Annotated in this window: 24 protein-coding genes and 1 other RNA gene; 7 read left to right on the top strand and 18 right to left on the bottom strand. The window is 41.8% G+C overall.

Features of this window, described 5'->3' with window-relative positions; translation table 11 throughout:
• Positions 1-4 precede the first annotated feature (4 nt).
• The 4 genes from CSV68_RS02990 to nadC all read right to left on the bottom strand — a co-directional run bounded on the left by CSV68_RS02990 (position 5) and on the right by nadC (position 4,657).
• Positions 5-1,249, bottom strand: coding sequence for a glutamate-5-semialdehyde dehydrogenase (locus CSV68_RS02990; protein ID WP_099661424.1), 1,245 nt, complete (start codon positions 1,247-1,249; stop codon positions 5-7).
• Positions 1,250-1,268: 19 nt separating this feature from the next.
• A complete protein-coding gene (gene proB / locus CSV68_RS02995; protein WP_099661425.1) occupies positions 1,269-2,360 on the bottom strand; it encodes a glutamate 5-kinase in 1,092 nt (363 codons plus the stop codon).
• 333 nt (positions 2,361-2,693) lie between these two features.
• Complete coding sequence (nadA, locus tag CSV68_RS03000; protein ID WP_099634209.1) at positions 2,694-3,803, bottom strand: quinolinate synthase NadA; 1,110 nt, start codon at positions 3,801-3,803, stop codon at positions 2,694-2,696.
• 5 nt (positions 3,804-3,808) lie between these two features.
• On the bottom strand, positions 3,809-4,657 hold the full coding sequence (nadC, locus tag CSV68_RS03005; protein WP_099661426.1) for a carboxylating nicotinate-nucleotide diphosphorylase: 849 nt from the start codon (positions 4,655-4,657) through the stop codon (positions 3,809-3,811).
• A gap of 108 nt (positions 4,658-4,765) precedes the next feature.
• On the opposite strand from nadC, the gene CSV68_RS03010 reads away from it, so the two are divergent.
• Both CSV68_RS03010 and CSV68_RS03015 read left to right on the top strand, forming a co-directional pair.
• Complete coding sequence (locus tag CSV68_RS03010; RefSeq protein ID WP_099661427.1) at positions 4,766-5,896, top strand: IscS subfamily cysteine desulfurase; 1,131 nt, start codon at positions 4,766-4,768, stop codon at positions 5,894-5,896.
• A gap of 37 nt (positions 5,897-5,933) precedes the next feature.
• Complete coding sequence (locus CSV68_RS03015) at positions 5,934-6,473, top strand: transcription repressor NadR (RefSeq protein WP_099634212.1); 540 nt, start codon at positions 5,934-5,936, stop codon at positions 6,471-6,473.
• A gap of 13 nt (positions 6,474-6,486) precedes the next feature.
• On the opposite strand, the gene CSV68_RS03020 is transcribed toward CSV68_RS03015, so the two are convergent.
• On the bottom strand, positions 6,487-7,179 hold the full coding sequence (locus tag CSV68_RS03020) for an LrgB family protein (RefSeq protein WP_099661428.1): 693 nt from the start codon (positions 7,177-7,179) through the stop codon (positions 6,487-6,489).
• On the bottom strand, positions 7,176-7,553 hold the full coding sequence (locus tag CSV68_RS03025; protein ID WP_099634214.1) for a CidA/LrgA family holin-like protein: 378 nt from the start codon (positions 7,551-7,553) through the stop codon (positions 7,176-7,178). Before CSV68_RS03025 ends, CSV68_RS03020 begins: the two co-directional genes overlap by 4 nt.
• 242 nt (positions 7,554-7,795) lie before the next feature.
• Here CSV68_RS03025 and CSV68_RS03030 point away from each other — a divergent pair, with 242 nt between their 5' ends.
• Positions 7,796-8,008 (top strand): cold-shock protein, encoded by a 213-nt coding sequence (locus CSV68_RS03030; RefSeq protein ID WP_083035681.1) that lies wholly within the window; start codon positions 7,796-7,798, stop codon positions 8,006-8,008.
• 76 nt (positions 8,009-8,084) lie between these two features.
• On the opposite strand, the gene CSV68_RS03035 is transcribed toward CSV68_RS03030, so the two are convergent.
• A complete protein-coding gene (locus CSV68_RS03035) occupies positions 8,085-8,282 on the bottom strand; it encodes a zinc-finger domain-containing protein (RefSeq protein WP_099634215.1) in 198 nt (65 codons plus the stop codon).
• Between the two features lie 109 nt (positions 8,283-8,391).
• Here CSV68_RS03035 and CSV68_RS03040 point away from each other — a divergent pair, with 109 nt between their 5' ends.
• Positions 8,392-8,793, top strand: a complete 402-nt coding sequence (locus CSV68_RS03040; RefSeq protein WP_099634231.1) for a ribonuclease HI family protein — start codon at positions 8,392-8,394, stop codon at positions 8,791-8,793.
• 629 nt (positions 8,794-9,422) lie between these two features.
• Here CSV68_RS03040 and CSV68_RS03050 read toward each other — a convergent pair.
• The 8 genes from CSV68_RS03050 to CSV68_RS03085 all read right to left on the bottom strand — a co-directional run bounded on the left by CSV68_RS03050 (position 9,423) and on the right by CSV68_RS03085 (position 18,646).
• Entirely contained in the window at positions 9,423-10,760 is a 1,338-nt protein-coding gene (locus CSV68_RS03050; protein WP_099661430.1) for an MATE family efflux transporter, read from the bottom strand.
• Between the two features lie 300 nt (positions 10,761-11,060).
• Entirely contained in the window at positions 11,061-11,771 is a 711-nt protein-coding gene (locus tag CSV68_RS03055) for an alpha/beta hydrolase (RefSeq protein ID WP_233192848.1), read from the bottom strand.
• 112 nt (positions 11,772-11,883) lie between these two features.
• Entirely contained in the window at positions 11,884-12,111 is a 228-nt protein-coding gene (locus CSV68_RS03060; protein WP_099634219.1) for a hypothetical protein, read from the bottom strand.
• A 99-nt stretch (positions 12,112-12,210) separates the two neighbouring features.
• Complete coding sequence (locus CSV68_RS03065; protein ID WP_099634220.1) at positions 12,211-12,393, bottom strand: hypothetical protein; 183 nt, start codon at positions 12,391-12,393, stop codon at positions 12,211-12,213.
• Between the two features lie 222 nt (positions 12,394-12,615).
• On the bottom strand, positions 12,616-13,404 hold the full coding sequence (yghU, locus tag CSV68_RS03070) for a glutathione-dependent disulfide-bond oxidoreductase (protein WP_099661431.1): 789 nt from the start codon (positions 13,402-13,404) through the stop codon (positions 12,616-12,618).
• Between the two features lie 221 nt (positions 13,405-13,625).
• Complete coding sequence (locus tag CSV68_RS03075) at positions 13,626-14,225, bottom strand: metallophosphoesterase family protein (protein ID WP_099661432.1); 600 nt, start codon at positions 14,223-14,225, stop codon at positions 13,626-13,628.
• Between the two features lie 6 nt (positions 14,226-14,231).
• Entirely contained in the window at positions 14,232-15,056 is an 825-nt protein-coding gene (locus tag CSV68_RS03080) for a sulfurtransferase (RefSeq protein WP_099661433.1), read from the bottom strand.
• Positions 15,053-18,646: a dynamin family protein gene (locus CSV68_RS03085; protein ID WP_099634723.1), complete on the bottom strand. Its 3,594-nt coding sequence runs from the start codon at positions 18,644-18,646 to the stop codon at positions 15,053-15,055. The genes CSV68_RS03080 and CSV68_RS03085 overlap by 4 nt, the downstream gene beginning before the upstream one ends.
• Positions 18,647-18,904: 258 nt before the next feature.
• On the opposite strand from CSV68_RS03085, the gene CSV68_RS03090 reads away from it, so the two are divergent.
• Complete coding sequence (locus CSV68_RS03090; protein WP_099634722.1) at positions 18,905-19,363, top strand: chemotaxis protein CheX; 459 nt, start codon at positions 18,905-18,907, stop codon at positions 19,361-19,363.
• A 58-nt stretch (positions 19,364-19,421) separates the two neighbouring features.
• Here the strand turns inward: CSV68_RS03090 and CSV68_RS03095 are convergent, their stop codons facing one another.
• The 3 genes from CSV68_RS03095 to rnpB all read right to left on the bottom strand — a co-directional run bounded on the left by CSV68_RS03095 (position 19,422) and on the right by rnpB (position 23,030).
• Positions 19,422-21,323, bottom strand: coding sequence for an ATP-dependent DNA helicase (locus CSV68_RS03095; RefSeq protein ID WP_099661434.1), 1,902 nt, complete (start codon positions 21,321-21,323; stop codon positions 19,422-19,424).
• A 62-nt stretch (positions 21,324-21,385) separates the two neighbouring features.
• Positions 21,386-22,513 (bottom strand): THUMP domain-containing class I SAM-dependent RNA methyltransferase, encoded by a 1,128-nt coding sequence (locus CSV68_RS03100; RefSeq protein ID WP_099661435.1) that lies wholly within the window; start codon positions 22,511-22,513, stop codon positions 21,386-21,388.
• 141 nt (positions 22,514-22,654) lie between these two features.
• An RNA gene (gene rnpB / locus CSV68_RS03105) (RNase P RNA component class B) lies at positions 22,655-23,030 on the bottom strand.
• 503 nt (positions 23,031-23,533) lie between these two features.
• On the opposite strand from rnpB, the gene CSV68_RS03110 reads away from it, so the two are divergent.
• On the top strand, positions 23,534-25,798 hold the full coding sequence (locus CSV68_RS03110; protein WP_099661436.1) for an ATP-binding cassette domain-containing protein: 2,265 nt from the start codon (positions 23,534-23,536) through the stop codon (positions 25,796-25,798).
• A gap of 38 nt (positions 25,799-25,836) precedes the next feature.
• The gene (locus CSV68_RS03115; protein WP_158233482.1) at positions 25,837-26,511 is read left to right on the top strand and encodes a DNA-3-methyladenine glycosylase family protein; all 675 of its coding nucleotides are present in this window, start codon (positions 25,837-25,839) and stop codon (positions 26,509-26,511) included.
• Positions 26,512-26,516 lie beyond the last annotated feature (5 nt).

Below are 26,516 nucleotides of genomic sequence, written 5' to 3' on the forward strand. Positions count from 1 at the left end.
CATATTATCTAATTTGTCCGGTTCCTCGAATTACAAATTTGGAAGAAGTCAATGCTTCTAATCCCATGGGACCTCTTGCGTGAAGCTTTTGTGTACTAATACCGATTTCTGCACCATAACCGAATTCAAAACCATCCGTAAAGCGAGTGGAGGCATTGACGTAAACAGCTGCCGCATCTACGCTATTCAAAAACTGCTCAGCATGTGCATCCGTCTGTGTAATAATGCATTCTGAATGCTTTGTACTGTATGTGGCAATATGATCTAGTGCTTGCTGTACATTTTCCACGCTCTTTACGCGTACTGTCAAGTCCAAGTATTCACTTGACCAATCATTTTGTTCAACAGCTACGACATCTGGATGAAATGCCTGTAGCTGATCATCACCTTGTATTTGAACATCTTGGTCTTGCAATGCGTTGATCAAACTCTTCCCATGTTGCGCTAACCAGTTGGAATCAATCAATACCGTTTCGATCGCGTTACAAACCGAAGGACGTTGCGTTTTAGCATTAACGACTATATCAATGGCCATTTTCGCGTCGGCGGATTTGTCGATGAATACATGGCAATTCCCTGCACCCGTTTCAATTACAGGTACTGTAGATTCACGGATCACAGTTTGAATTAACTTCGCACCACCACGTGGGATTAAAACATCTAAATAGTCATTGAGTGTGAATAATTCTTTCGCCGTTTCTCGGCTTGTATCTTCAATTAATTGAACAGAATCCACTGGCAATGAACTTTTTTCAAGTCCGCGTTGAATGACACGCCATAGTGCTAAATTGGAATGTTTAGCAGAAGAGCTTCCGCGCAAGACGACCGCGTTTCCTGTTTTCAATGCTAGGGACGCTGCATCAATCGTCACATTCGGACGCGCTTCATAAATCATGGCGATGACACCGATCGGCACGCGCTTCTTGATAATATGTAAACCGTTTTCCTTATGGATTTCTTCCAGTGTTTCTCCAATTGGATCTTTAAGGTCAACTAGTAAACGAACACCTTCCGCCATCGCTTCAATGCGCTCAGGCGTCAATAAAATACGATCGAGTACCGCATCATCGATTCCTTTTTCACGTCCTTCCTCAATATCTTTTTTATTCTCCGCTAGTAATTGATCTTGTTCTACCAATAGTTGATCGGCAATCAATTGCAATGCTTGGTTTTTCTCTTCGGTTGTAGCCACGTTTAGTATAATACTCGCTTCTTTTGCAGCCTTACCTTTATCTCTAATTTCACTCATCATAAATCCTCCCCTATGATTATACTTGTACCCAGCGGTCACGGTGAATGACTTCTAACATCGGCTTGAATTCTTCCAGCTTATCCTTATCGGAAATCGTTAGTTTTAATTGTTCAGACGAATAAGTGACTTCACCTTTCCCGATCAATCCATTTAAACCGAACACTTCCACTACTTCCCCAACCTCAAAGTTCCCCTGTACTTTAAACACGCCAGCTGGTAATAAACTGCGTCCATTATGCACGATAGCCTCTTCGGCACCTTTATCGACGTATAGACGTCCCGTCGATTCGGAATGAAGGGCAATCCATTGGCGGTTTGTATTGATCGTGTGGGCAACAGGACTGGAAATATACGTACCGTCTCCGTGACCTTTTAAAATATCTAGCAATTTTGATGGACCGCGGCCTGTTCCAATGAAGACGGGAACGGCCAATGTGTGAGCAGTTCTTGCCGCCAGTAACTTCGAACGCATACCGCCCGTACCGACTTTTGAGCCCGTATCATCAGCGCCACCAAGCAATTCGTCTGTGACTTCCTCCAATTTAGTTAATCGTACAGCGTCCGGATCTGTTCGAGGGTTACTCGTATAGATCCCGTTGACATCCGTTAAAATAATCAACTGATCCGCGTGTAGAAAACCACTGACTAATGCAGATAACATATCATTATCACCGAACGTTAACTCGTCAATGGATACCGTATCGTTTTCGTTAATGATTGGCATAATGCCACGGTCAAGTAGTTCAGACATCGCCGCAAATGCGTTACGGTATCGATCACGATCCGCAAAGTCATGACGCGTCAATAAGATCTGTGCCGGTATGACGTTATGCACGCTAAACCTTTCGATATAGGATTGTATTAATAAGCTCTGTCCTACTGCCGCAGCGGCTTGTTTACCTTTAATCGTCTGCGGACGGGAGGAATAGCCTAGACGCGCAAAGCCTGCCGCCACCGCTCCTGACGAGACGACAATGACTTCATGCCCGATGTTTTTCAGCATCGCCAACGCGTCGACATGATCATTGAATTTCACCTGATCGATTTCTCCATTATCATTTGTTAACGAACTGCTACCGATTTTCACAACGATTCGTTGTCTTTTCATATGGATTCGCCTACCGTTTCTACATATCATTTGCTTTTATACAATAAAAAAGCCCAATCGTCCCGATAAAATCAGGACGAAAGGACGTAACTTCCGCGGTGCCACCATCATTGGATTCATTTTCACAAATCCCGCTTTCCTTCTAACGCCAAGGTGCGCGCCTGTATTTTCACAGGACTCAAAAGGCAGGTTCGACAAGGCATTGCGACGGAAACTTCCAGCCGATGGATTCCGCTCTCTAACACATGCTATTTATCTACTGGTCCTTCTTCAACGTTCCATATCATTTCCCCAATCATACAATATTCAGAGTAATTGTCAAGCACTGCTTCGTTACTTTCGCTGTAGCATACGGTCTAGCGCGTCAATCGCATCTGCAGAAGTAGTTGCATCCACTTTGATGATATTTTGCTCTTTACCTTCCACAATACTTTCAAGACTCCATAATAAATGCGGTAGATCGATACGGTTCATTGTCAAACAAGGACACATTAACGGATTTAGTGAAATAATATCTTGATCAGGATGATTTTCCATCAACCGGTTGACTAAATTCATTTCCGTGCCGATCGCCCATTTCGTTCCAGGAGCCGCGGCTTGAATTTGATCAATAATATACTTTGTGGAACCGTCGTCATCAGATTTCATCACGACTTCATGTGAACACTCGGGATGAACGATAATTCGGCGCTCGGGATCATTTTCACGTAACTGACGAATATTTTCTACCGTGAAGTTTTCATGAACGGAGCAATGTCCTTTCCATAAAATCACTCGACACTCTTCGTTTTCTCCAGCGTATTCTAAAGTATCTGTAATGGGGTTCCATACCCCCATATGGTCGAGTGGCACGCCAAGTCCGTATGCAGTGTTGCGCCCTAGATGTTGGTCAGGTAAGAATAGTATCCGTTTTTTCTGCGTGAAAGCCCATTGGACGATTTCTTTAGCGTTTGACGAAGTCACTGTTGCACCACCATGACGACCAACAAATGCTTTGATCGCTGCCGTCGAATTCACGTATGTCAGTGGAAGAATCGTATCACCAAAACGCGCATGCAAGTCTTGCCATGCTCTTTCCGTCTGGTAGATATCGGCCATATCGGCCATTGAACAACCCGCACGCATATCGGGTAAATAGACTTTTTGATTTTCCATTGTTAAAATATCTGCCGTTTCTGCCATGAAGTGCACGCCACAAAAGACAATATGTTCCGCTTGCTCGTTTGCTGCGCAAATTTGTGCTAATTGCAAAGAATCTCCTGTCGCATCCGCAAATTGAATCACTTCATTTTTCTGGTAGTGATGGCCAGGGATAAACAATTTGTCACCTAGCGTCTGCTTAATCGAGCGAATCTTTTCTTCCATTTCAGTCACCGTGTAGTGTTTATACCGTTCGGGCAACATAGCGTTTGCCTGTTCTTTTACAAGATCCATCATCGACATATTCTTCAGTCCTCCTGCGTAGTAAGTTGTATAGTCGCGCTAATATCCGCCGCCATAACGGAATGCGTTAGCGCGCCAACCGATATGTAATCAATCCCTGTCTTACCATAAGAAGCAATCGTGTCTTCTGTAATCATGCCCGAAACTTCGGTTACGATATGTGGAGGTACGAGTGGTAACCAGTCCGTAATTTCTTTCGGTGTGCGGTTATCAAACATAATAATATCCGCATTGGCTTCAACAGCTTCTTGTAGTTGTGCTAGCGATTCGATTTCTACTTCTATTTTTACCGTATGGCCTAATCGTGATCTTAATAGTTGCACGGCATGTGTAATAGAACCTGCATACGCCAAATGATTATCCTTAAGCATCACTGCGTCATATAAGCCGTTACGATGATTAAATCCACCGCCTGTTCGAACTGCATATTTATCTAGCATACGAAGTCCTGGCGCTGTCTTTCGTGTATCACAAACTCTTGTCTTCGTTCCGGATAATAATGCCGTTAGGTCCGCGGTTTTCGTCGCAATCGCAGTCATTCGCTGAATACAATTTAGAACTACTCGCTCCGCAGTCAACAGACTTCTAACAGAACCTTTTACAATCGCGAGTATTTGCCTGTCTGTTATTCTTTCGCCATCTTCCACTAGACATGTGACTTCTATTGAAGGATTCATCACGTGAAAACCTGTCGTAATGACATCTACCCCGCAAAACACTCCTGAAGATTTAGAAATGATTTGCATTTCACCTATCGCATCTGCAGGAAATAATGAATTAGCCGACAGATCACCATCTCCCACGTCTTCTATGAAAAACTGTTCGAGCATTGAGACCAATTTGATTTTATTCATCTACGTTCCTACAACCTTTCTCTTTTTCGAGTGTCTTTACATCTATCTTTACATATATACAGTTGTATGACAAGATGAATATATTATTTATTGCAGGAGGTCATTCATTTGCATTACTTTGATTACGCTGCCACAACGCCTCTTCGTGAAGAAGCCGCTTCCGTCTATGTATCCGTATCACAACAACAATTTGGCAATACGACGAGCCTGCACGATGCAGGAGGGGCTGCACAAAACGTATTGACCCATAGCAGAAAACAGCTATCTACACTTCTTGGCGTGCGTTCTGAAGGGATATACTTCACTTCAGGCGGTACAGAAAGTAACACGCTCGCCTTAGTATCTTTGGCTGAGTCGGCAAAGAACAAAGGACGGCATATTATTCTTTCTGCAGCTGAACACCCTTCCCTCCATTCAGCTGCAGCGTATCTTGAAGGACAAGGCTACCAAATTACAATGATCCCTTTTACATCAAAAGGCATAATCGATTTACAGGCACTAGAAGAGGCTATTACAGAACAAACGACTGTCGTATCAGTGCAGCATTGTAATCCGGAAATTGGGACCATTCAACCCATCCGATTCATATCGGAATTAGTAAAACCGAAGGGCGTTTATTTGCATAGTGACTGTGTACAATCATTTGGTAAATTATCTGTGCTTGACATCTCTCCATATGTAGACAGCTTGTCGATATCTAGCCATAAAGTGCACGGCCCAAAAGGTGTTGGCGCAGTCTATATCGATCCACGCATACGCGCTGTCCCACTCTTTCCAAGCGCTACACAAGAGAAAGGATTCAGAGGTGGAACGGTGAACGTACCAGGAATTGCAGCATTCGTTACAGCGGCTGAACTGGCAAATATCAATGAAGCAAAGTATCGCGCATTACGCTCACTCTTCATGAATATACTTTCTATACATCAAGATTTGTTCACTATCTATACTAGTCCCCGATCATCTGAACAACTTCCGCAAATTATTGGTCTATGCGCCAAACACTCGGAAGGACAGCTCATTATGTTAGAATTAAATAGAAGAGGATTTGCGGTGTCGACAGGTAGTGCTTGTCAGGTCGGTCAGCAACAGTCATCTATGACAATGAGCGCGATGAATATACCCGCCCACGCAGCGAAAGGGTTTGTTCGGATTTCATTTGGTGAGACATCGACTAGTGAAAACGTCACTCTATTAGCAAAAGCGTTGCTCGAAGTGGCGGCATTGACACATACTGCATAAACCCCGATAGATATTTTATAGATAGCAGGTGAGAGTTTTGCGAAAGAAAACAAAAGTGGCAGGAGAACAGCGCCGCGATTTGATTCTCCAGACGTTGAAAGATGCAAATCATCCCGTAACGGGTGCAGAACTAGGTGATTTGACAAAAGTCAGCAGGCAAGTAATCGTCAGTGATATTAATTTATTGAAAGCAAAAGACGAACCTATCATGGCGACGAATCAAGGATACTTATACACGCAGTCAACTACAAAAGTAAAAGATGTGGAAAAAATCATCGTCTGCAAACATACGCCTAATCAAACAGAAGAAGAGTTGCATATTTTAGTCGATCACGGAGTAACCGTCAGAGATGTCCGTGTAGAACATCCTGTTTATGGTGATGTGCGCGCATCCATCATGGTATCGAACCGACAAGAAGTGAAGACATTCATCGAACAGATCCAACAGGCACAAGCCCCTTATCTATTGAATTTGGATGAGAGTGGCATTCATTTACACGCTATTTCGGCACCACGAGCAGAACAACTACATGATGCAGAAGAAGCATTAAAAAAAGCGGGATTCCTAATTGAATAGGAATTCCGCTTTTCTATGGAAATAACCAAATGCCGAATAAAGGCCCCGCAAGTGCACCGATAATCGCGGATAATGTCATGGCAACCGAACTCATAGAAGCCGTTTGTTCTCCGTATTCTAGTGCTTTAGAAGTTCCAATTGCGTGCGCACCCACTCCGAGACCAATACCTTGACCAATCGCTGTATCAATCTTGAACCAGCGATTGATCCATGGACCCATCAGGATCCCAGCGAGTCCTGCGATAATGACTAATACCGTCGCTAGCGAAGGTATGCCACCAAGTTCTTCTGCTATTTGCATCGCGATGGGTGAAGTAATAGATTTCGGTAAAATACTCGCTAAAAGTTCAGTTGAAAATCCAACAAGTCTCGCCGCTAAGACACCTGTCAACATCCCGACAATTCCGCCCACGACGACTCCACCGAAGATTGGCAACAGATTTTTCTTGATGATATCTCGCTGCTTATAAAGGGGAATACAAAGTGAGACAATGGCAGGGCCAAGTAAGGCATCGATCCACTTGCCTCCTACCATATATGTTTCATAGGACACATGGAATAACGATAACACGACAATCACTACAATAGTCGTTGTCAGAATAGGTACGAGAAATGGCGAACGCAACCTAACGTAGACAGCATTCATCAAAAAGTAAAGCATAACCGTTAACCATATCATCGTGAAGGCAAGTACTATAGTATTCATGAAAGAGTTCCCTCCTCTTTCACATTACGCTTAGCCATAGATTGACTGACCAAACTTGCGACGACCATCGTGATAAATGTGCTGACGATTGTGATCAGGATCAGCAGACTACCTTTGCCAACAAAAACATGCCCATAATCCATGACGCCAACCGTAGCTGGAATCAAATAAAGCGGCAACGTCGATAGAAATACATACGCCCCTTTTTCCACCCAGCGAAGCGGGATAACTTTGATCGATAACAATCCCCATAACAATAGCAAACCGATAATGCTTCCAGGCAAAGGAATGGATAGTTTCGCCTGTAAAAACTCTCCTGCTAGAAATAGTATGTATAAAAACCCGACCTGCAAAAGTGCGATAACAATTTTCACTCCAACACTTCCTTACCTAATCTTATATGTAAAAAATGAATACTACTTCATTATAGGGAATAGTCAGATAAAAACCAATACTTTCCTAGCTATTATTGAATAGTAATCAGAATATTCATCCTAGCATTGACACTTTCGTCCCACCCATGTATAGTGTAAGAAGCCGTATTGGGCAAGTTTTTAATAATAGACTTGCACGTTACGTGTGGAGATGGATTTCTAATTGCCGAGGAGGAATTATTATGCACCAAGGTAAAGTGAAGTGGTTCAGCAGTGACAAAGGATATGGGTTTATCGAAGCAGATGATGGTGAAGACGTATTTGTACATTTCACTGGAATTGCTACCGATGGATTTAAGACACTGGCTGAAGGTCAAACAGTTTCTTTTGAAGTAATTGAAGGAAATCGTGGTCCACAGGCGGCTAACGTATCGACTCTTGAGGATGAAGTGTAACCTCATCTCGGCGCAAACAGCTGAATTTATAACATAAACAAAGCATCCACGCAGTTGCGGGATGCTTTTTCATTATTTATTTGGAGGCCGTACTGATCTTGTTGATTTCTCTTCCAAGGAATTGTAGCTGGTCTCCTACAGTACAGTCGGAAATACAAAATTGATGTGCGCCTGTTTTACCTCGTTCGCTTGTTAGTTGTTTTTTAACGTAACAACCTTCACAATATATATCGAGCAATTGATTAATTTCTTTCATGACAACTACTTTATCCATTAGAAAAGAACTCCCACCTTTCTTCCTTCTATTTTAGGTTGGCTGACAGGATGTTGCAAGTGTTTCTATGTTTTTTACAATTCATTACCAGATTGGAGCGAGAAATCTTATGTTGGAAGTGTACATAGATGGTGCTAGCGCAGGGAATCCTGGGTTAAGCGGAATTGGTGTGTATATTAAAGGTGAAGGTCAGGACGTTCGGATTAGCGAGACGATTGAGCCAACGAATAATCACCACGCGGAGTTTCAAGCGCTTGTGAGAGGTCTTGAGGAGGCGTCTAATCTGACAACAGGTATGGTGTCGGTAAGGTCGGATTCGAAGGTGGTCGTGCAGTCGATGGAGAAGGAGTTTGTAAAGAACGAACAGTATGCACCTCATTTGAAGGAAGCATTGAGACTGGCAGCGACGTTTGACTTTTTCTTTATTAAGTGGATTGCGGACAGCACAAACAAGACGGCAGATACACTTGCACGGCAGGCGATTTTGATGCAGAAGAAGCAAAAGGAATAGCCTGAGCGAACTGTTTTATTGTCTATTATAACCGTCACTAAAAGAGTGTACTGCTACTGTTCCATTTTTATTCGGAAAAGGTCGTGCTTCATGACGACCTTTTTGCACGAGGTTAAGTGGTTGCGATTTGTCGCTTTAGCTGGACGTGTATCTTATAAGCGGTGAACAACACCCTTCGTTTCGATCAACTAAGTGAGTGTGTTATGGTGTATGCCAAAATAAATACATCACTACGAAGAACAATAAGTAGATAACTATAATTATTGGAAAAACGTAAAGTGACACTCTCCCGAATTTGTCTTTTCTGCTAAACAAGGCTAAAACGAATGAGAATACAAGAAGGATAAATCCAAGTGGCATTGCAATGAATAGTCTACCTGAAAAAATAAACAGGCAGAGGAAAACCAATCCTATAAGTAGACTAATAAAAGAAATCATGCCTAATCTCCGTGTATTTTGCAAGTGTATGACCTCCTAATTCTCGACAAGAGGATAGCCCGTTACATGTTTTTTTATTCCACATATCCACCTTATTACACGCGATATTTCATTGCCGAGAATTTGATTAGCTTCAATAAAACGATCTTCATACTTTTCGTATCCATTACTTCGCACTCTAGTCGTTTGATTCATTCCCCGATAGCTTCGACTTCTCGCCATTTTCCATATCGGTAATACATAAATGCAGCGATACTACTAATAACAAAACTGACGCCCATCCCGAGTGCAATTCCTTTCTCACCCATCATGCCTGACAATATGTACGTAATTGGAAAACGAAGAATCCAAAAAGAAATGATGTTTAGCACAAGCACTTGGAACATGGCTCCCGCTGCACGGACAGCCCCATTTAAAACAAAATTAATGCCTAAGAATGGATAAAATAATGCAATCGCCTTTAAATAGTTTATACCAAAATCAGCAGCTTCCGGTTCTGTTATGAACAGCTTAATCCCATAATCTGCAAATAGGATGATCAGAATGGCGATCGCAAACATGACAATCAAATTATATATAAACCCGTACAACGTAATTTTATGAACTCGGTCCCATCTGCCTGCCCCGATATTTTGACCCGCCATACTATTGACCGCAGTTCCGAGTGCTTGGGCTGGCAGCATAATCAAACTATCCAATCGTTGTGCCGCCCCGTATCCCGCGACAACTGCTGGGCCGAATGATGCGACTACACTCATGATTGCCATCACACCTGCCGAAATGACACTCATCTGTAAACCCGCAGGAATTCCCAACTTTAATATATCGAGTACTTCTCGGCGCGCTGGAATATGTGGTTTTGAGAATGGAACCAGGCTTTTACGCACTGAATAAATAGCACCAGCGGCAAATGCGATTCCCTGTGATAATATCGTTGCATAAGCAGCGCCTTGAACTCCCCATCCAAAGACGTAAATAAATAAAGGATCCAGTACTGTGTTCAAAATAACTGCGGCTAGCACAAAATAAAGCGGTGTCTTCGAGTCGCCTACCGACCTAAATACGGTACCAATAAAATTATAGCCGAATAAGAAAAGGATGCCGATAAAATTAATTCGCAAATACGAAACGCCCATCGCCAACATCTCGTCAGGGGTCCCAAGTAAAAGCAAGAGTGGTTCCGCAAATATAAATCCTGCAATACCGAGTACGACGGACATACCGGAAAGCAGAACGACAAATGCATTTAAATAACGCCGAAGTCCTGACTCGCTACCTCTGCCTTTTTGCTGGGATAAAATTGTCAATGCAGCGTTGTTCAAGCCGATGACGAATGACAAAACCGTAAAGACGACCGTCCCGGAAATAGCCACAGCACCAAGTGCATCCGCACCAATTAAATTCCCAACCCACAAGCTATCGATAAATTGATAGGATGCTTGTAGTAAATTTGTTATCATAATGGGTCCTGAAAAAAGCATGAGTTGTTTGATTATACTTCCTTCTGTGAAATCCTGTTGCCTTGCCATTCTTTTCCTCCCTGCTTTTAATAAAAACTTACCATTTTATCTTTTTTAATATCTTAGCGATCTATTTTGGGAAAGCTGTTTAATGTATTATTTAAAAATTATGCCTGATTAAAACAGTGGCATCCTATACGGTATTGGTTAATTAATAAGAATAAATTTGGACAATTCATCAAAATTTACTTACATTCCCCTGTAACAGCGCCAGGGTTTCTTCTAATACAATGGACCAGGCATCAGATTTTGGATCAATTAATTTAAAGTGTTCAGCAGAAGATACTTCCACAAACTTCACATTTTCGTTCATACTATCAGCCATTTTTTATAACCTTGGCTAATCCCAATCGGAATGATATTATCCAATGCACCATGAATCAGTACTTGTGGTACACCAAGTGGAAGCAATCGAATTGGGGAGGCTTGCTCATAACGTTCCGGAACCTCAAGTGGTGTACCACCGAGTAAATCCCGCACAGGATTAAATTTGTTCTTCAGAATTTTTTCACCGGCGCTAAGCACATCTTCCATAAGGGAAAGATCGGCAACACCTGCTAAACTGATCGCCCCTTGCACAGCAAATGGCGAGTTACTTGTGTTAATCGCACTTTTTTCAGGAAGGCGATGGCGGCCAGCTAACCATAATGCCAAGTGTCCCCCTGCCGAATGCCCAATTGTCACGACACGACTTAAATCTAAGTTGACGTTCTTTGCCAATTCGGCTAAATAGTCAATAGCTAGAGCTGCATCTGTTAACGTCCCTGGCCATCCGCCACCAGCTTGTCCCACCCTGCGATATTCAATACTCCATGTAGCTATTCCGTGTTTTGTTAAACTTTTAGCAAGGTCAGCAATGGTATCCAACGCAACATCTGACTTCCAATAACCTCCGTGGATAACTACCGCTACGGGATGGGGACCTTCGCTGTTAGGAATCCGCAAGTCGCCGAATTGATAATCGAGATCGCCGTAATAATATCTTTTTATTGCCAATTGATTTTCGTTGTTACCTTCCATAAGATCACCTCTATTTTTAAGTTAATTAAACAAAAACTTTCAAATAATTATGGCCCTATCGTAGACCGAGTGCAAATACTTATTCCAGAATTACGCTCGTTAGTTACGTATTTTAAACTCTCCTTGAATCTGTTTCGTTTTTGCTTAATTTAAAGATGAGAACATAAACAACAGATAATAAATTCAAGATGAACATAATCCAATAATAGAGACTTGTAGAACCTTCTAAAAGGTAAGTTCCATACCTCGAAGTATTAAGTCCTAAAACAGCTAATAACGCTACAAAGATTTTAGTGCTTAAATTTGTCGCACTATTTTTTGAAACCTCGTAATTATTCATCTTAACCCTCCACTATATTCCGTTAAATGGCTCAATTCTAACTTAAATCTTATACGATAACTGCGCCCTTTTGATGAGAATTGTGATAAGAGTTACAATTCACTTCCGAAATTTACCTGGATTCTCAATCCTTGTAGATACAACCTCTCCACAATTCAGACAGAAGGTAAATATTTTATTCGATCCAACTGATAACTTTTTGTTCAGTGGTTTAACGGCCATAAAATCCGTACCTTCACCAAACTCAGTACCGTTACACTTCGGGCATTCATTTTTATTCATTCATAACATCTCCCTTATTTTTCTATACGACCGACCGAACTGATCCAATCTAGAGTACAATTCCCGTTCAAGAATTTGGCCTATAACTAAATAGGGTGCAAAACTCTTATACAAGAATCGCACCCTTTTGTTAAATAAACCACTATTTCGTTGTCTTTGATATGTCTATATAAGGTTTCAATTCTATTGTAAAAAAACTTCAATACATTGTTTTTTTAAAAATTACTCCCCCAGCGACTGATACTCTGCTGCAAGGCCTTTTTGAACGCCTGGTCGTTTCGCAATGCGATGAGACCATTCCAATAGATGAGTATATTCATCCATGTTTAAAAATTCATAAGAGCCTTCATACAATTTTCCTAAAGCTAAACGTCCGTACCAAGACCAGATCGCAATATCTGCAATGGTATAAGTGTCGCCAGCAATATAAGAACGCTGAGCTAATATTTTATCTAGTAAGTCTAATTGACGTTTCGTTTCCATAGTAAAACGATCAATTGGGTATTTCATTGGCTCTGGCGCATAAGCGAAAAAGTGACCAAATCCTCCACCAACATAAGGACCCGCGCCAATTTGCCAGAATAGCCAATTAAGGGTTTCTGTCCGTCCATGAATATCTGTCGGGATCAGTTTATTGAATTTCTCAGCCAAGTAAAGCAAAATCGATCCTGATTCAAAAATTTCCAAACGCGGACTTTGACTTTGATCAACTAGGGCCGGGATCTTTGAATTAGGATTGACCTTGACGAAATCTGAACCAAATTGTTCCTCGGCTCCAATATTGATTTCATACAAATCATAATCTGCACCATCGACATCCAACTCTTTTAATTCTTCCAGCATAATCGTCACTTTAATTCCGTTCGGTGTTCCGAGTGAATAGAGTTGGAACGGTGCCTCTCCGACCGGTAGTTTTTGTTCAAAACGTTCACCAGCTGTCGGGCGGTTCCCCCATCTATTTGAATTCTCTTCTTCCCACTTCCACACGTTTGATAATTCATATTTTGTCATCTGAACACTCCTCCTACTATTTATTTAGTAATTCCATCATACTAACAGTACAAAATTATTCCTAATATTTAGTTTACCACCTATAATTCTTTAACCTTCAACGCCGTCATACCAAAGATATACAAATAGATTTTAAAAATAAAAAAGCACCGCAAAATGCGATGCTTCCCTTACTATTTCACTATTCATTTCTCAACTAAACAGGTCAGACATAAACCTATTTAGCGTTGTGACACTTTCATAAATCTAACGGTTTGTTCTTCGGAATCGTATAACACCCATTCTCTAGAGCCCACTACAGCCCCTACGTTGACCACCGTTCGGGAACCCCTCACTGACATCTCTTCGTTCCAGTTAATCGCTATGTGTTTCCCATCGCTTGTAATGCCTGACCGATGGGTATGTCCGTGAAACACTACGCGTGATTCTGGTAGATGCTCAGCAAGCCACGCCGCCGCTTCGTTATGCGGCCATTGGTGACCGTGGATGATGATTGCCTCATCTATCTTCAAAGTCTCCGGTAAGTCGTTCAAGAAGTCCCGTATAGGTTCCGTTTGCTTGGTCAGCAGCAGAATGCGTTGTTCTTGATTGCCGTAAATGGACGAAAAAGTGAATAGCTCATCGATACCATCCGGATGTTTGATCACTTCTTCGATAGTGTGATAAATCTGCCCATGAAGGTCTTTTTTGCTGACCGTGCATTCGTATAAATCACCCGTCCCAATAAGAGTCGCTTCAGGTGCTTCATTAGCAATTTGCGCCAGAACGGCTTGCAAATCTTCTTTTGATGAATGAATATCTCCGAGCAATGCAAATTGCATCGTGTTTCAACCCCTTATTGCGGTTTCGATCGGTGCGTCGTCTTTTGAAATCCAGTCGCTGAAACTACCAACATATAGTTTTACATTTGGATAGTCCAGTTCTTTAAGTGCTGCGAATAAAGGGGAAGCCGTTACACCACTGCCACAGTAGACGATGACATCATCTTCAGGTGACACAACTTGTTGTAAGTGTTCTTTCGCTTGCTGCACGTCATACTGCCCATCTTGCTTTAATTGTTCCCAATCAAAGTTTCGCGCTGTCGGTATATGGCCCGCCTTGTGGTAGAGCGGTTCTATTTCTCCCCGATAGCGAACTTCAGAACGAGCGTCGACAAGTTGTGACGCTCGATTTCCCGCCACCACTTCTTCGACTTCCCTTCTACTTGCATATAGGTGATCTTGCCACTGCGGTTCCACTGTTGAGCGTGCAGGTGTTACAGAGTCACTTGTTACGTCAACGATTTCGCGTAATTCAGCATATCCTTCTGTTACAACATGCACATCCGTGAAGCCTCCATATTGCAACATCCACCAAGCACGTGTTGCAAAAGGACTCCCACCATCGTCGTAAATCAAAATTGTATCCGTACGTTCCAGTCCACTTTTACGGAATAGTTCAGTCAACTGTTCAGTAGAAGGCAACGGATGACGTCCACCTTCTACTGATGTGCCTGAAAGATCTTCTGCTAAATCCCAATGAACAGCGCCTTTTACGTGTTCTTTTTGATAATCAAGTTTGCCACGTTCTTCATCTTGCAATGAAAAGCGCGCATCGATCCATTTCGCATGACCTGTCTCTATATCGTGAATAGATACGAATACTTGTGTCATTGAACCAACTCCTCTTGACGGATTTTTTCATACGTTTTCTGCCATTGTTCCAGCTGCTCCGAACCATCAAGCAATGTACGCTCCGATTCGATTTGCACTAGACTTTCCTGCAATAAATGAACGCGTAATGCTTCTGCTTCATCGTCGATCCATAAGTCTGCCCACTTCTCAATACGTTCTTTCTGATCGCCAAGATAGCTCGATGCATCTTTTTTCAATATTTCTTCCAGCTTCGCTTTTAAGATATCGCGATCACCGCGCTCAAAGAACGATTTTTGATTTTTGAAGGATTTATTGACCGCACTATATACCATAGGTTCTTCATATGGCGTATCAAATGACAGCATGTCTTTGTCATTTGGCTCATATGGTGAAGGCACGATCGACTGATCCATTTCGGATAATGACCGAACTTCCATCCGTTGACGTTCTAGCAACTGCTTCTTCATGTACTGGAGAATACGCAAATTCGTTACTTTTAATTCCTGTGTTAAGTCAAAGCCTACCATATTGACTGTTTCCGCCAACGCAATTTTTAATGCTTTATCCGATGAGTTCTTCGCGAACGTGGACGGACTATAGCCTTCTTTAAAGAAATCGCCGAAACGCAAGAAGACGCGTTGCAAAATATAGTAGACAAGTTCACTCAATTCATCTTGAGTGGATTTCACTAAGATCTCACTTGCGCTCTTTTCAAAGCGCTCTTTAATTGCCTTTTCAGCAGTCGCGAGTTCCTCTAGTCTTTCCGCTTTACGTGAACGGTTTTGAATCGTTCTATCGATTAACGAAGCTAGACGATCGATTGTTTTCGTCGTTTCTTCTTCCAGAGCCTGAACAACTTGCGCGCGCAAATCATGCTCTAGGAATGAATAAAACTTCTCTTCAAAATCGACCATTAATGGATTCGGTTGTTGTGTTAATTTACCTTCCAACGCTTCAAGGCTTGAAATACCGTGCACTCGTGGATTACGGATTCCAAATTTCTGCAATTCATTCGCAACGAAGCCTTTTACTTCTTCTCCTTCTTCTTCATTCGAAGCAAGGTCGATTGCGTTGACGATAAAGAACATTTTATCAAGTTCGAATGCATCTTTTACACGGCCCAGCTGAATAAGGAATTCACGGTCGGCACGTGCGAATGCATGATTATAGTACGTTACAAAAAGAATCGCATCGGCATTACGAATATATTCAAATGCTACGTCGGTATGACGCGCGTTGATCGAATCCGCTCCCGGTGTATCCACTAATGTAATACCGTGGCGAGTTAAGGCACAATCATAAAAGAAGTCGATCGATTCGACGAAACAGCTACGTTCCTCTTGTGCAACAAATTTCGTAAACTCTTCACGCTCTACCGTCAACGTCGTACCGAGTGCAGGCGTATAGAGTGGATACCCTCTCTGGAATGCGCTGATGAACGACTTATGGATGTGCAAGTTCTCGTCTTCAAGTGGTTGTTTCATCGCAGCATCTGTTTTATTGAAAGCATCTTCAAGTGAAGAAATATTGATACCAAGTGCACCGAAAGAGAGCGCTACGTCTTCTGTCATCGTGGCAACATCTTTCAAGTGGATATCTGCAGTATTATGTAAGTGCGTTTCACTTACTGGACGAATTCGGTTGATCGCAGCGGTTGTTGGGTTCGGTGAAACAGGTAATACTTTTTCACCTATTAACGCGTTTGAGAATGAAGATTTACCCGCACTGAATGCACCAAACAACGCAACTGTGAATTCTTGCCCTTTTAAGCGATCTGCTTTTGTCATCAAATACGATGCCGTTTCTGCAAATCCTGGAATGGCTTCAACAGACCCTGCGATGTGTTGTGCATGAATGATTGCTTTTTCTGAATCGACGATTTGACGTTGTTCTTCCACCACTTCTTCTACTTCTTCAGCAACCGTTTCTTGCTCTTCTACTTTCGCTACATATTCAATTGTTTCAATTTTCTTAGGCTGTTCCCACTTAGCAACGAGTTGATCGCGGCCCATACGCGTCGGTGCTGACGGATTGGCGATTTCTTTATCGACCCATTCCATACGCTCTTGCCATTTATTCATTTCTTTTAGTGCATCTACTTTTTCTTGCAACACCGCAATCGTTTCCACTAGAGGTCCTGATTGCTCGCCACCGGATTCTTTCGCAATCACTGACATTTCCTGTTTCCATTTATCCGTTTTGCGCTTGTACACTAAATGAATAGCACGTTTCATTTGCTCTGCGTAATTCAAAATGGTTTCGCCGGTGATCACTTCTTGTACATGTAGTTGCTCATCCACTTCGTCAAACGGTAGTGTCAGATCCATATTATCAATCGCAAGTGAACGCTCATCGGTTAAAATCCCTGCTTGTTTCAATGAACTCTTCATCAAAGACTTCATATAAATTTCGATTTGCGTGTGGGCTAGACCTGAAATATTATCATCTAGCTTTTGACGACGTCTTTCGCGCTCTTCTGCTGTCTTCTTCGCGCCAAATAGTAAACCGACTTTGAATTTCGGTGACTTCGCTTCTAGATGATCTTTTAATAATTCTCTCGTTTCAAACGGCGCTAGTCCCGCGTTCGATAATAATTCATTGCGTTCTTTTTCAAAATTCACATAGAATTCGTCACCCGAGACTAGTTCTAAACGTTTTTTCGCATCTTTCAAATCTTGATTTAACTCTTCAAACTGCTCCCACTCGGATTCGCTTAAGATTTCCGAATGGTTCTCCTTCAAGTCATCTACTTGCTGCTGAAGATATGTCATATGCTCATCTTTTAATTTTAATAATGATTGTTCAATATTCTGTTCAAAGTTCTCTTCGCGGTGTTCAATCGAACCGTCAACAATCGCCTTAACTTTTTCAAAGTCATTATGCGGGTGATCCAGTTGTTTCAATGACGTGTAGAAAATTCCTTTTGGCACAACCCCCCATAACTTAAACGAATCTTCAACGGACTTTTTGAACTCATCGAATGATAATTCACTGTCACGGTGCTTATCGATCTGGTTAATAATTAAATACACATTACTGTTATAACGCATTAATTCTTTTGTGAAGCGGAAGTTCATTTCAGATTGTACATGGTTATAGTCCATCGTATAAAATACAAGATCCGCTAAGTGCAATGAAGACTCGGTAGATAGTCTATGTGCATCATCTGTCGAGTCGACACCTGGTGTATCCATTACCGTAATTCCTTCTGGTAAATTAGATTCGGTATGACCAATTTCAACTAATGAAACTTCAGCCCCGTCCTTACTGTAGGCTTTTACGCCTTCAGAGAAACCATGACCGCTGAATTTCACCGCACTTCCATCGACGCGGTGGATAATGGCATAATCCTCATCCGCTTTATGCACCTTCACAATATTCGCACTTGTCGGAATAGGGCTAGATGGTAAAAGGTCGTCTCCTGTTAATGCATTGATTGTCGAAGATTTCCCTGCTGAAAAGTGTCCAGCAAAAGCAATTGTATATTCTTTGTCGATTATTTTATTAGCGAGTAATGTCGTCTTTGCTTTGCGTTCATCATCTTCATTGTTTGAAAAAATTTGTCCATATGTAGCAGACTGCTGTAAAAACTCATGATTTGTAGACATAATCGTCGTCCTTTCAATTTAAACTCATCTCATCATACCATTAATGCGTGAAAAAATAGATAGTTACTTTATAAGTATTACTTTAATAATGAAGAATGTATGATGCAGGTGTGATTTGTATAATCATCCAAGCAAATTTTGTGGAAATTGAATGAATAGTGATAGTAGGACTATTCATTCAAAATTTATCTAGTCTTTTAGATATGTTTAGTGATATGATTGAACTACAAAATCGCTCGTGAAAGGATGTCCCTTTAGATGGATACAGCAACAAATGTTCAAAAAGTTTTAAATGCAACGATTGCCTCCCTCACTACTGTTGTTCCATTAAAATTCCAAGTGCTTTCTCCCACCCTTATACAGCAACCGTATGAACAACGTGAAATCAGTGTATTGATCGGTCTTATTGGAGATATTAAAGGTCGTTTAATTGTAGAGCCTACCCACTCCATTATCAGTGACATCGGTCTAGCTATGTTCGGTATGCAGATCGAAGGAGAAATGGCCGAGTCATTTACTGGAGAACTCGGGAATATGATTGCGGGAAACCTTTGTACAGTATTAGAAAAGGCTGATCTGACGCTAGATATTTCACCACCTACTGTCATGACAGGACAAACAAAGTTTTATGGCTTTAAGCAGGCATTTCAAATCCCAGTGAAGTTTGAAGATGGCCAGACGCTAAATTTATTGCTTACCATTGACGAAGAACGATGACAGGCAAAAAGCGTGTAGATATCGGAACTCCGATGTCTGCACGCTTTTTCTATCTTGTTCACGAGAATGGTACAGGCAACACACGTTCCATGACCGGTAATAATTCTATATTCTCTGGTTTTACAAATAAATGAATTGTACCGTGGTCATCGCTCGTTCGAATTAATCGTCCAATTCCTTGTCGCAAACGCAATAGCATAAATGGTAAGTCCACTTCGTCAAACGGATCTTCCGCAAATTCCCTTCTAGCTTGGAATAGCGGATCATGCGGTGGAAACGGTAAGTCAAAGATGATGACACGAGTCAACGCGTCATTCGGCAAATCCAGACCTTCCCATAAATGATAAGAGAAGAAGACATTCACTTTCTGCTGTTGGAAATCTTTCACTAAGGACGATAAGGAACGTTCCCCTTCATACGTCACCATGACACTTTGTTCGAGCGGTAATTGATCATAGGCTTCCATCATCGATTGCTTGGAACTGAACAATACCAATGTCTGTTCCTCTTCTTCGAGAAGTTCGGAAAGACGCGTGATGTTCTCTTGCGTATTGCCTTGTTCTAAATGAATTTTCATGACATTTTCATAGTCGAATGGTGATGCGATTGAAAATGATTGATAATCTACGATACCTAAGCTGTATGCCAAGTAATCAAATGATTTCTCAACTGACAATGTAGCAGAAGAGAAGATAATCGGCATCGTTCCAGTGAATAACTTCTCTTTCAAGATAGACGTGACAAGTCGCGGCATAATGAGCAAAGTACTTTCTTCACGACGATTTTCAAGCCAATCTACTGCGTCATTGTCACCCGCAAATAGCTCCATTGAATAAATATACTGTTCCAAATACTCTTCGACAATTTTTAAGTCGTACTCAGGAATCACATATAATTCGCCTTCAAAAACAAATTCTTCGAGAAGTTCATGCGATAATGCGACTGCTGTCTTAGCAAGCTTCATCATTTCCTGATTCTTTTCGATTGTCAGACGTTCATTGTCATGTTGAACGGCATTACTTTTCAACTGTTTGAAAAACAGTTCATGTGTTTCGAGTAATTGCTCCATTAACTGCAACGTTTTCTCTCGGATGCCGTCAACCATAATACGTTCAAGCAAATTGATAATCGTTTGTTCTTGCACTTCATATGTCAATGCACGCTGTGCGGAATACTCAAGCAAATGTCCTTCATCAAAAACAACCATTGATACTTCAGGTAATAAAGGTAACTGACCTTGTCTAACACGGGATTCTTTTGTCCATAAATGCTCCATATAGAAGTCATGTGAACAAATGATCAAGTCAGCAGCTTCACGATAATGATTACGATGAATCGTTTGCCCACAACGATTACGAATATCACAAGCTGCACATTGCATAATTGGATGGTAATTGATCATTTCCCACTCTTCATCAGCTAAATAAGGATAATCTGAACGCTCACCATAAGGATAGACCGACTGTAAAGAACGCTCCGCATTCACGAATTCCGGTAACTGATCTTCAACTAAATCGACAAAATCCTCGTTCGTCTTCATGCTTGTTTCTTCCAGACGTTTTAGACAAATATACTGATTACGCGCTTTCGCCAAACGTACGTCCACTGTCATATTGAGTGCGGTACTCAATTTCTGAATATCGCCTTCTTCTTTGATCAATTGATCGATCAGTGTTTCATCCGCGCAGGAAATTACAGCTGGCTTACCTGTATAACGTGCATACGCAATAGCCGGTAGTAAATAGGCAATCGTTTTTCCTGTACCTACTCCTGCTTCTGCAAGCAAGACGTTTTTTTCTTTCAGTGCTTTTTCTATTTGAAATGCCATATAAATTTGCTCATCACGGCATTCGAATCCTTTTTCTGTTAAATCATCATATAACGTATCTCCGAGCCAATCGTTGAGAGATTCATAAAACGTTTGCCCTTTATCCAACTCAAATGGAATTTTTGTACTCATACTGACTCCTCCTGATTGCAAGCGAAAGGAAGAGGGATCTACTCCTCTTCCTGCCCGTCTAATTATGAACGCTGTCCCCAGAACTGATATAAATCAGTACGGATGAAACCGTTAAATAGTTTACGTTTTTTCGTTGCACGTTTGCCGTACATCGTTTCATAGTTTTCAAGTGAAGATAAAATATATACGGACCATGATGGATATTGTTTCATAATCTCACCAAGTACTTCTGCAATATCTTCTGCTTCTTCCACTTCACCAAGTCGTTCACCGTATGGTGGGTTGGCGATCAAAACTCCATTTTGTCCTTCAAGACTCAAATCACGCACGTCTCGCTGTTCGAATGAAATCAAATCTGTAAATCCTGCTTCCATAGCATTCCGCTGTGCCACAGCGACGATATTATGATCTACATCAAAGCCACGAATATCAAGTGGTAAATCATATTTCGCAACGTCTTCTACTTCTTCGCGAACACGATCCCACACATTTGCTGTCATCCAAGGCCATTCTTCACTTAAGAAAGAACGATTATAACCTGGCGCTAAATTTTGTCCAATCATCGCGGCTTCGATAGCAATCGTACCAGAACCACAGAACGGGTCTACAAATGGACGATTCGGGTTCCACTTAGAAAGCTTAACGAGTGCAGCTGCCATCGTTTCCTTTAGTGGTGCATCCCCTTGGGCCATACGATAGCCGCGTTTATGCAAGCCTTGGCCACTTGAGTCTATTGTCAATGTTACTTTATCTTTTAATATAGAAACTTCTAATTTAAAAAGTGGACCTGATTCACTTAAGAATCCAGTTCGTTTATACGCGCCATTCAATCGTTCCACAATCGCTTTTTTCACGATCGCCTGACAGTCTGGCACGCTAAATAATTTTGACTTGACGGATTTACCCGAAACCGGGAAAGCGGCATCTACCGGCAAGAACTCTTCCCATGGCAAAGCTTTCGTACGTTCAAATAACTCATCGAATGTAAAGGCTTTGAATTCGCCGACAATAATCCGAACACGGTCACCTACACGCAACCACATATTCGTTCTAGCGATTGCTTCTTCGTCACCCGTAAAATAGACTTTTCCGTTCTCTGTTTGGCAGTCATAACCAAGATCTTTTATTTCAGATGCTACGATGGATTCGAGTCCCATGGCAGCAGTTGCTACTAAATTGTATTTACTCATGTTTCAACACTCCATTCTCTTCTTTCGGTCAATATGTCCCTTCTATCTTTAGAAAGGTATATGTATACGTTCGTTTCTATAAAAAGAAAAACTCTCCCAAAACTGTAGGAGAGCTAATTGTAAGATAAATGCCATAGAATATTCTGTAAGCCATGTTTTGTTCTTCGGTACTCAAACGGCTCGCGCCTCGTACTTGAAGTGGTAATCATCTATCTACAGACAATTGCCTGTTCCTTCCTCCATTGAATTCTTTTGGAAGAACGCCCCTACCATAATTTGGGTTTCTCACTCGTGGGGTTTACCCGTTCCACTCGACATGTTTCCATGCCGACTACGTCACTGTGGCACTTTCAGAGAATCTAGTCCATATCCGAAGACTTAGGAGTTATTCCCGCCATCAATGCAGATGCATTGCCCCGGCTTATTTTTTCACCGAGCACGAACACTACGGTCATCTCAGATCCGTGTGAGCATGGACTTTCCTCTACAACCGAAGTTGCAGCGATTACCTGAATACTCTCTATGGCACTCCTGAGTATACACCAAATCAGTTCGTTATACAATGGATTCGTTTGAAACTGTTAGATTTTATGTTTGGAGTGATATGGAGGGCGAATTAGTGTTATCTAAGATCTTATTTTAATTCAAAAGCAGATTATGTTCAGAATTTGATGTAGATACAGTGTGGATTGAGCGGTTATAACTAGTTTATGAGCGGTTAGAATGCAGTATAGAGCGGATACGGGTGAAGTATGAGCGGTTGCTGGAAGTTAAGAGCGGTTGAAGCGAAAGTATGAGCGCTTAACGGAATTAATGAGCGCAGACGACTTCGCTTACGTTAATTAATCACTTTTTCAACTAAATACCACATAAAATTGATCGTTTAGCATTAGCAAAGTGTTGGAAGCAGCTCTTTATACTGCCCCCCCTCAATTTCCCCAAATTACATAGTGTAACTTCTATAAAATAGGGAAATCATCTAGCAAGACTAGTATTTACGTTGTACAGGAGGGCTATTGTATGAAGGAAATCAAAGATGAGATTGTTTTGCGCGGACTACGAGAAAACAATTTGAAAGATATAGATTTAAATTTGCCGAAGGAACAGATTACGGTGTTTACTGGCTTATCTGGGTCGGGCAAGAGCTCGGTCGTGTTTGATACGCTTGCGACGGAAAGTAGACGTCAGATGACGTTGAATTACCCACTGTATGTACGAAACCAAATGCCTCGTTACGAACGGCCACGTGCTGATTTAATGCAGCATTTGAGCCCAGTTATTGTGGTGGAGCAAAAACCTGTTGGGGGTAATACTCGCTCGACAGTTGGGACGTATATGGATATTCATCCATTGATCCGTCTTTTGTTCTCGCGCATCGGTACACCTGCAATTGGCTCGGCTACTGATTTCTCCAGTCAAAGTTCATTTGGTAAATGTCCAGAGTGTAATGGTTTCGGTGAAGTCGTGTACCCTGATTTGCATAAAATTATCGACTTGGACAAGTCACTTCGTGAGTACGCCGTAAAGTTTAAGCCCTTGTCCCCTTCTGGTTGGCAAGGTAGATGGATGATGACAGGTGGATTATTCGACCCCGATTTGCCAATTAAAGAGTACCCACCAGATCAATACAATTTATTGATCTATGGTCCTCCTGAAGGTGAAAGAGTGTTTGCACCATTCCATACGAAAGATGGTCCGCATGATCATGAGTGGGATGGCTTATTACCTAGATTTGTACGTCTTTATATTAATCGAGATATCTCAAAGCTCAAACAAACATCACAAGAAGATGTTCTAGCTGTATCGACACACACATTATGCCCAACCTGTGATGGTTCAGGATTAAATCCTGAAGTGTTGAAGTCTAAAATTAACGGTTTCAATATCGCTGCGTACGATCACTTGGAACTGACAGAGCTTCTGCCAGAACTAAAAAACATACGTGATCCTTTAGGTGAGTCTATTGCGCAACAAGCAATCCCCAATGTAGAGCAACTAATTGACTTAGGACTTGGCTATTTAAGTCTATCAAGAAAAATGGGGACACTTTCTGGTGGAGAAGCGCAACGTGTGAAAATCGCACGGCATTTAGGTAGCAGTTTAAACAATATTACGTATATTTTCGATGAGCCAAGTGCTGGCCTTCATCCAGAAGAAGTGGATATGCTCATTCAAATGCTACAAAGCTTGAAAGCTAACCATAATACCGTCATCGTGATTGAACACGATTTATCCGTTATAAAGGTAGCGGATGAAATTGTGGAAATGGGGCCAGGCGCTGGTGCTGCTGGTGGGGAGATTGTTTATCAAGGTGAGCCAAATGGATTACAGAATGCTTCTGCATTAACGAAACTTGATCACAAATTAGAAATCAATCAGAACCCACGTGAGTCAAATGGACATTTCTCCGTGACTAGAGCGAATAATAATAACTTAAAGGATGTATCGATTGATATCCCTAAAAACGTTCTCGTATCTGTCTGCGGTGTTTCAGGTTCAGGGAAGAGTTCTTTACTATTTGAAGCGTTCTCAGCAAAATACCCCGATATAATTAAAGTTAACCAAGGCCGTATCGGAATCTCTAGCCGCTCGACGCTAGCTACCTATATGGGAATCATGGATGACATACGGCAGATCCTTGCGAAAGAAACGGGACAACCGGCTGGTCTATTTAGCTTTAACTCATTAGGCGCTTGCCCAGTATGTGATGGAAAAGGAGTCACCACTCCTGATGTCGCCTTTGCAGATCCGGTAACAGTAGTTTGCGAGGCTTGCGGCGGGTTACGCTATTCCGATGAGGCTCTTTCCTATGTGTACCGTGGAAAGAACATCGCAGAAATCTTGGAGTTGACAGTAGACGAATCACAAGAGTATTTTGTTTCGCCGAAGATATTAAAAAGAATGGATATGCTGGATGAAGTCGGTTTAAATTACCTCACATTAGGACAAACAACTAGTTCGTTTAGCGGTGGAGAAATTCAACGACTTAAACTGGCGAGTCACTTACAAAATGAAGGACAAATCTACCTGTTAGACGAACCGTCATTAGGGTTGCATATGAGCGATAATGATAAGCTGCTTGAATTGTTCCAAAGACTTGTAAACAAAGGGAATTCCGTGATCATCATTGAACATAATCTAGACTTCATTGCAGCCAGTGACTGGGTAATCGAGCTAGGTCCGGGCGGTGGGAAACGTGGAGGTACCATACTCTTTGAAGGAACACCGCAAGAAATGCTGTCTGCGGACACGCTAACAGCAAAATGGTTGAAGGATGGCGTTTGAATCTTTACTAGTTAACTTCAAGATAAGAGGTGAGCGATTTGGAAACACTTCGAATTCGTATACAAGATCCTGTAGTCAAATCTATTTGCGCGAAGGACCCTATACTTAAACAATTGATTACACTCATTGGTGATATTGAAGTTTCATTACGATCAGATTATCTATCTTCTATTGTACGATCCATCATAGGTCAGCAGATTTCAGTAAGTGCCGCAAGTGCCATCTACGCACGTTTGCTACATTTGCTCGGAGGTCGTATAACAGTGGACGGATTGCTAGCCACGTCTTTGGAAAAATTTAGGGAAGTCGGCTTGACTATGAGAAAAGCCGAGTATGTAAAGGACCTTGCGGATAAAATAGCGAACCGTGAGCTGGATCTTCGGAATATTGCAGACTATGATGATAACGCAATTCTCAAGCAATTGATCCATGTCAAAGGGATTGGTAAATGGACAGCAGAAATGTTTTTGATTTTATCACTCGGCCGTCAAGACGTGCTTGCGATCGATGATGTAGGAATCCAGCGATCTGCACAATGGCTATATGGAGTGGAAAAATCCGAACGCCGTCAACTACTTATTGAGAAATCACCGCTTTGGGCACCCAATCGTTCCATTGCGTCCTATTATCTTTGGGAAGCAATTCATCTAGGTTTCGTTCAGGATTTTGACTCGATTGAGGAATTGATCGATACGAGAAATGAACTTCAATAATTCAA

The sequence above is a fragment of the Sporosarcina sp. P29 genome (genome assembly GCF_002743265.1).
Classification (GTDB): Bacteria; Bacillota; Bacilli; order Bacillales_A; family Planococcaceae; genus Sporosarcina.

Bases quoted from the DNA above. Each gene is read 5' to 3' on its own strand.
- CSV68_RS03065 (WP_099634220.1), bottom strand. From the start codon at position 12,393: ATGAATAAAAATGAATGCCCGAAGTGTAACGGTACTGAGTTTGGTGAA.
- nadC (WP_099661426.1), bottom strand. From the start codon at position 4,657: ATGAATAAAATCAAATTGGTCTCAATGCTCGAACAGTTTTTCATAGAA.
- CSV68_RS02990 (WP_099661424.1), bottom strand. From the start codon at position 1,249: ATGAGTGAAATTAGAGATAAAGGTAAGGCTGCAAAAGAAGCGAGTATT.
- CSV68_RS03075 (WP_099661432.1), bottom strand. From the start codon at position 14,225: ATGCAATTTGCATTGCTCGGAGATATTCATTCATCAAAAGAAGATTTG.
- CSV68_RS03030 (WP_083035681.1), top strand. From the start codon at position 7,796: ATGCACCAAGGTAAAGTGAAGTGGTTCAGCAGTGACAAAGGATATGGG.
- CSV68_RS03085 (WP_099634723.1), bottom strand. From the start codon at position 18,646: ATGTCTACAAATCATGAGTTTTTACAGCAGTCTGCTACATATGGACAA.
- yghU (WP_099661431.1), bottom strand. From the start codon at position 13,404: ATGACAAAATATGAATTATCAAACGTGTGGAAGTGGGAAGAAGAGAAT.
- nadA (WP_099634209.1), bottom strand. From the start codon at position 3,803: ATGTCGATGATGGATCTTGTAAAAGAACAGGCAAACGCTATGTTGCCC.
- CSV68_RS03050 (WP_099661430.1), bottom strand. From the start codon at position 10,760: ATGGCAAGGCAACAGGATTTCACAGAAGGAAGTATAATCAAACAACTC.
- CSV68_RS03090 (WP_099634722.1), top strand. From the start codon at position 18,905: ATGGATACAGCAACAAATGTTCAAAAAGTTTTAAATGCAACGATTGCC.
- CSV68_RS03040 (WP_099634231.1), top strand. From the start codon at position 8,392: ATGTTGGAAGTGTACATAGATGGTGCTAGCGCAGGGAATCCTGGGTTA.
- CSV68_RS03100 (WP_099661435.1), bottom strand. From the start codon at position 22,513: ATGAGTAAATACAATTTAGTAGCAACTGCTGCCATGGGACTCGAATCC.
- CSV68_RS03055 (WP_233192848.1), bottom strand. From the start codon at position 11,771: ATGGAAGGTAACAACGAAAATCAATTGGCAATAAAAAGATATTATTAC.
- CSV68_RS03095 (WP_099661434.1), bottom strand. From the start codon at position 21,323: ATGAGTACAAAAATTCCATTTGAGTTGGATAAAGGGCAAACGTTTTAT.
- CSV68_RS03110 (WP_099661436.1), top strand. From the start codon at position 23,534: ATGAAGGAAATCAAAGATGAGATTGTTTTGCGCGGACTACGAGAAAAC.
- CSV68_RS03020 (WP_099661428.1), bottom strand. From the start codon at position 7,179: ATGAATACTATAGTACTTGCCTTCACGATGATATGGTTAACGGTTATG.
- CSV68_RS03060 (WP_099634219.1), bottom strand. From the start codon at position 12,111: ATGAATAATTACGAGGTTTCAAAAAATAGTGCGACAAATTTAAGCACT.
- proB (WP_099661425.1), bottom strand. From the start codon at position 2,360: ATGAAAAGACAACGAATCGTTGTGAAAATCGGTAGCAGTTCGTTAACA.
- CSV68_RS03035 (WP_099634215.1), bottom strand. From the start codon at position 8,282: ATGGATAAAGTAGTTGTCATGAAAGAAATTAATCAATTGCTCGATATA.
- CSV68_RS03080 (WP_099661433.1), bottom strand. From the start codon at position 15,056: ATGACACAAGTATTCGTATCTATTCACGATATAGAGACAGGTCATGCG.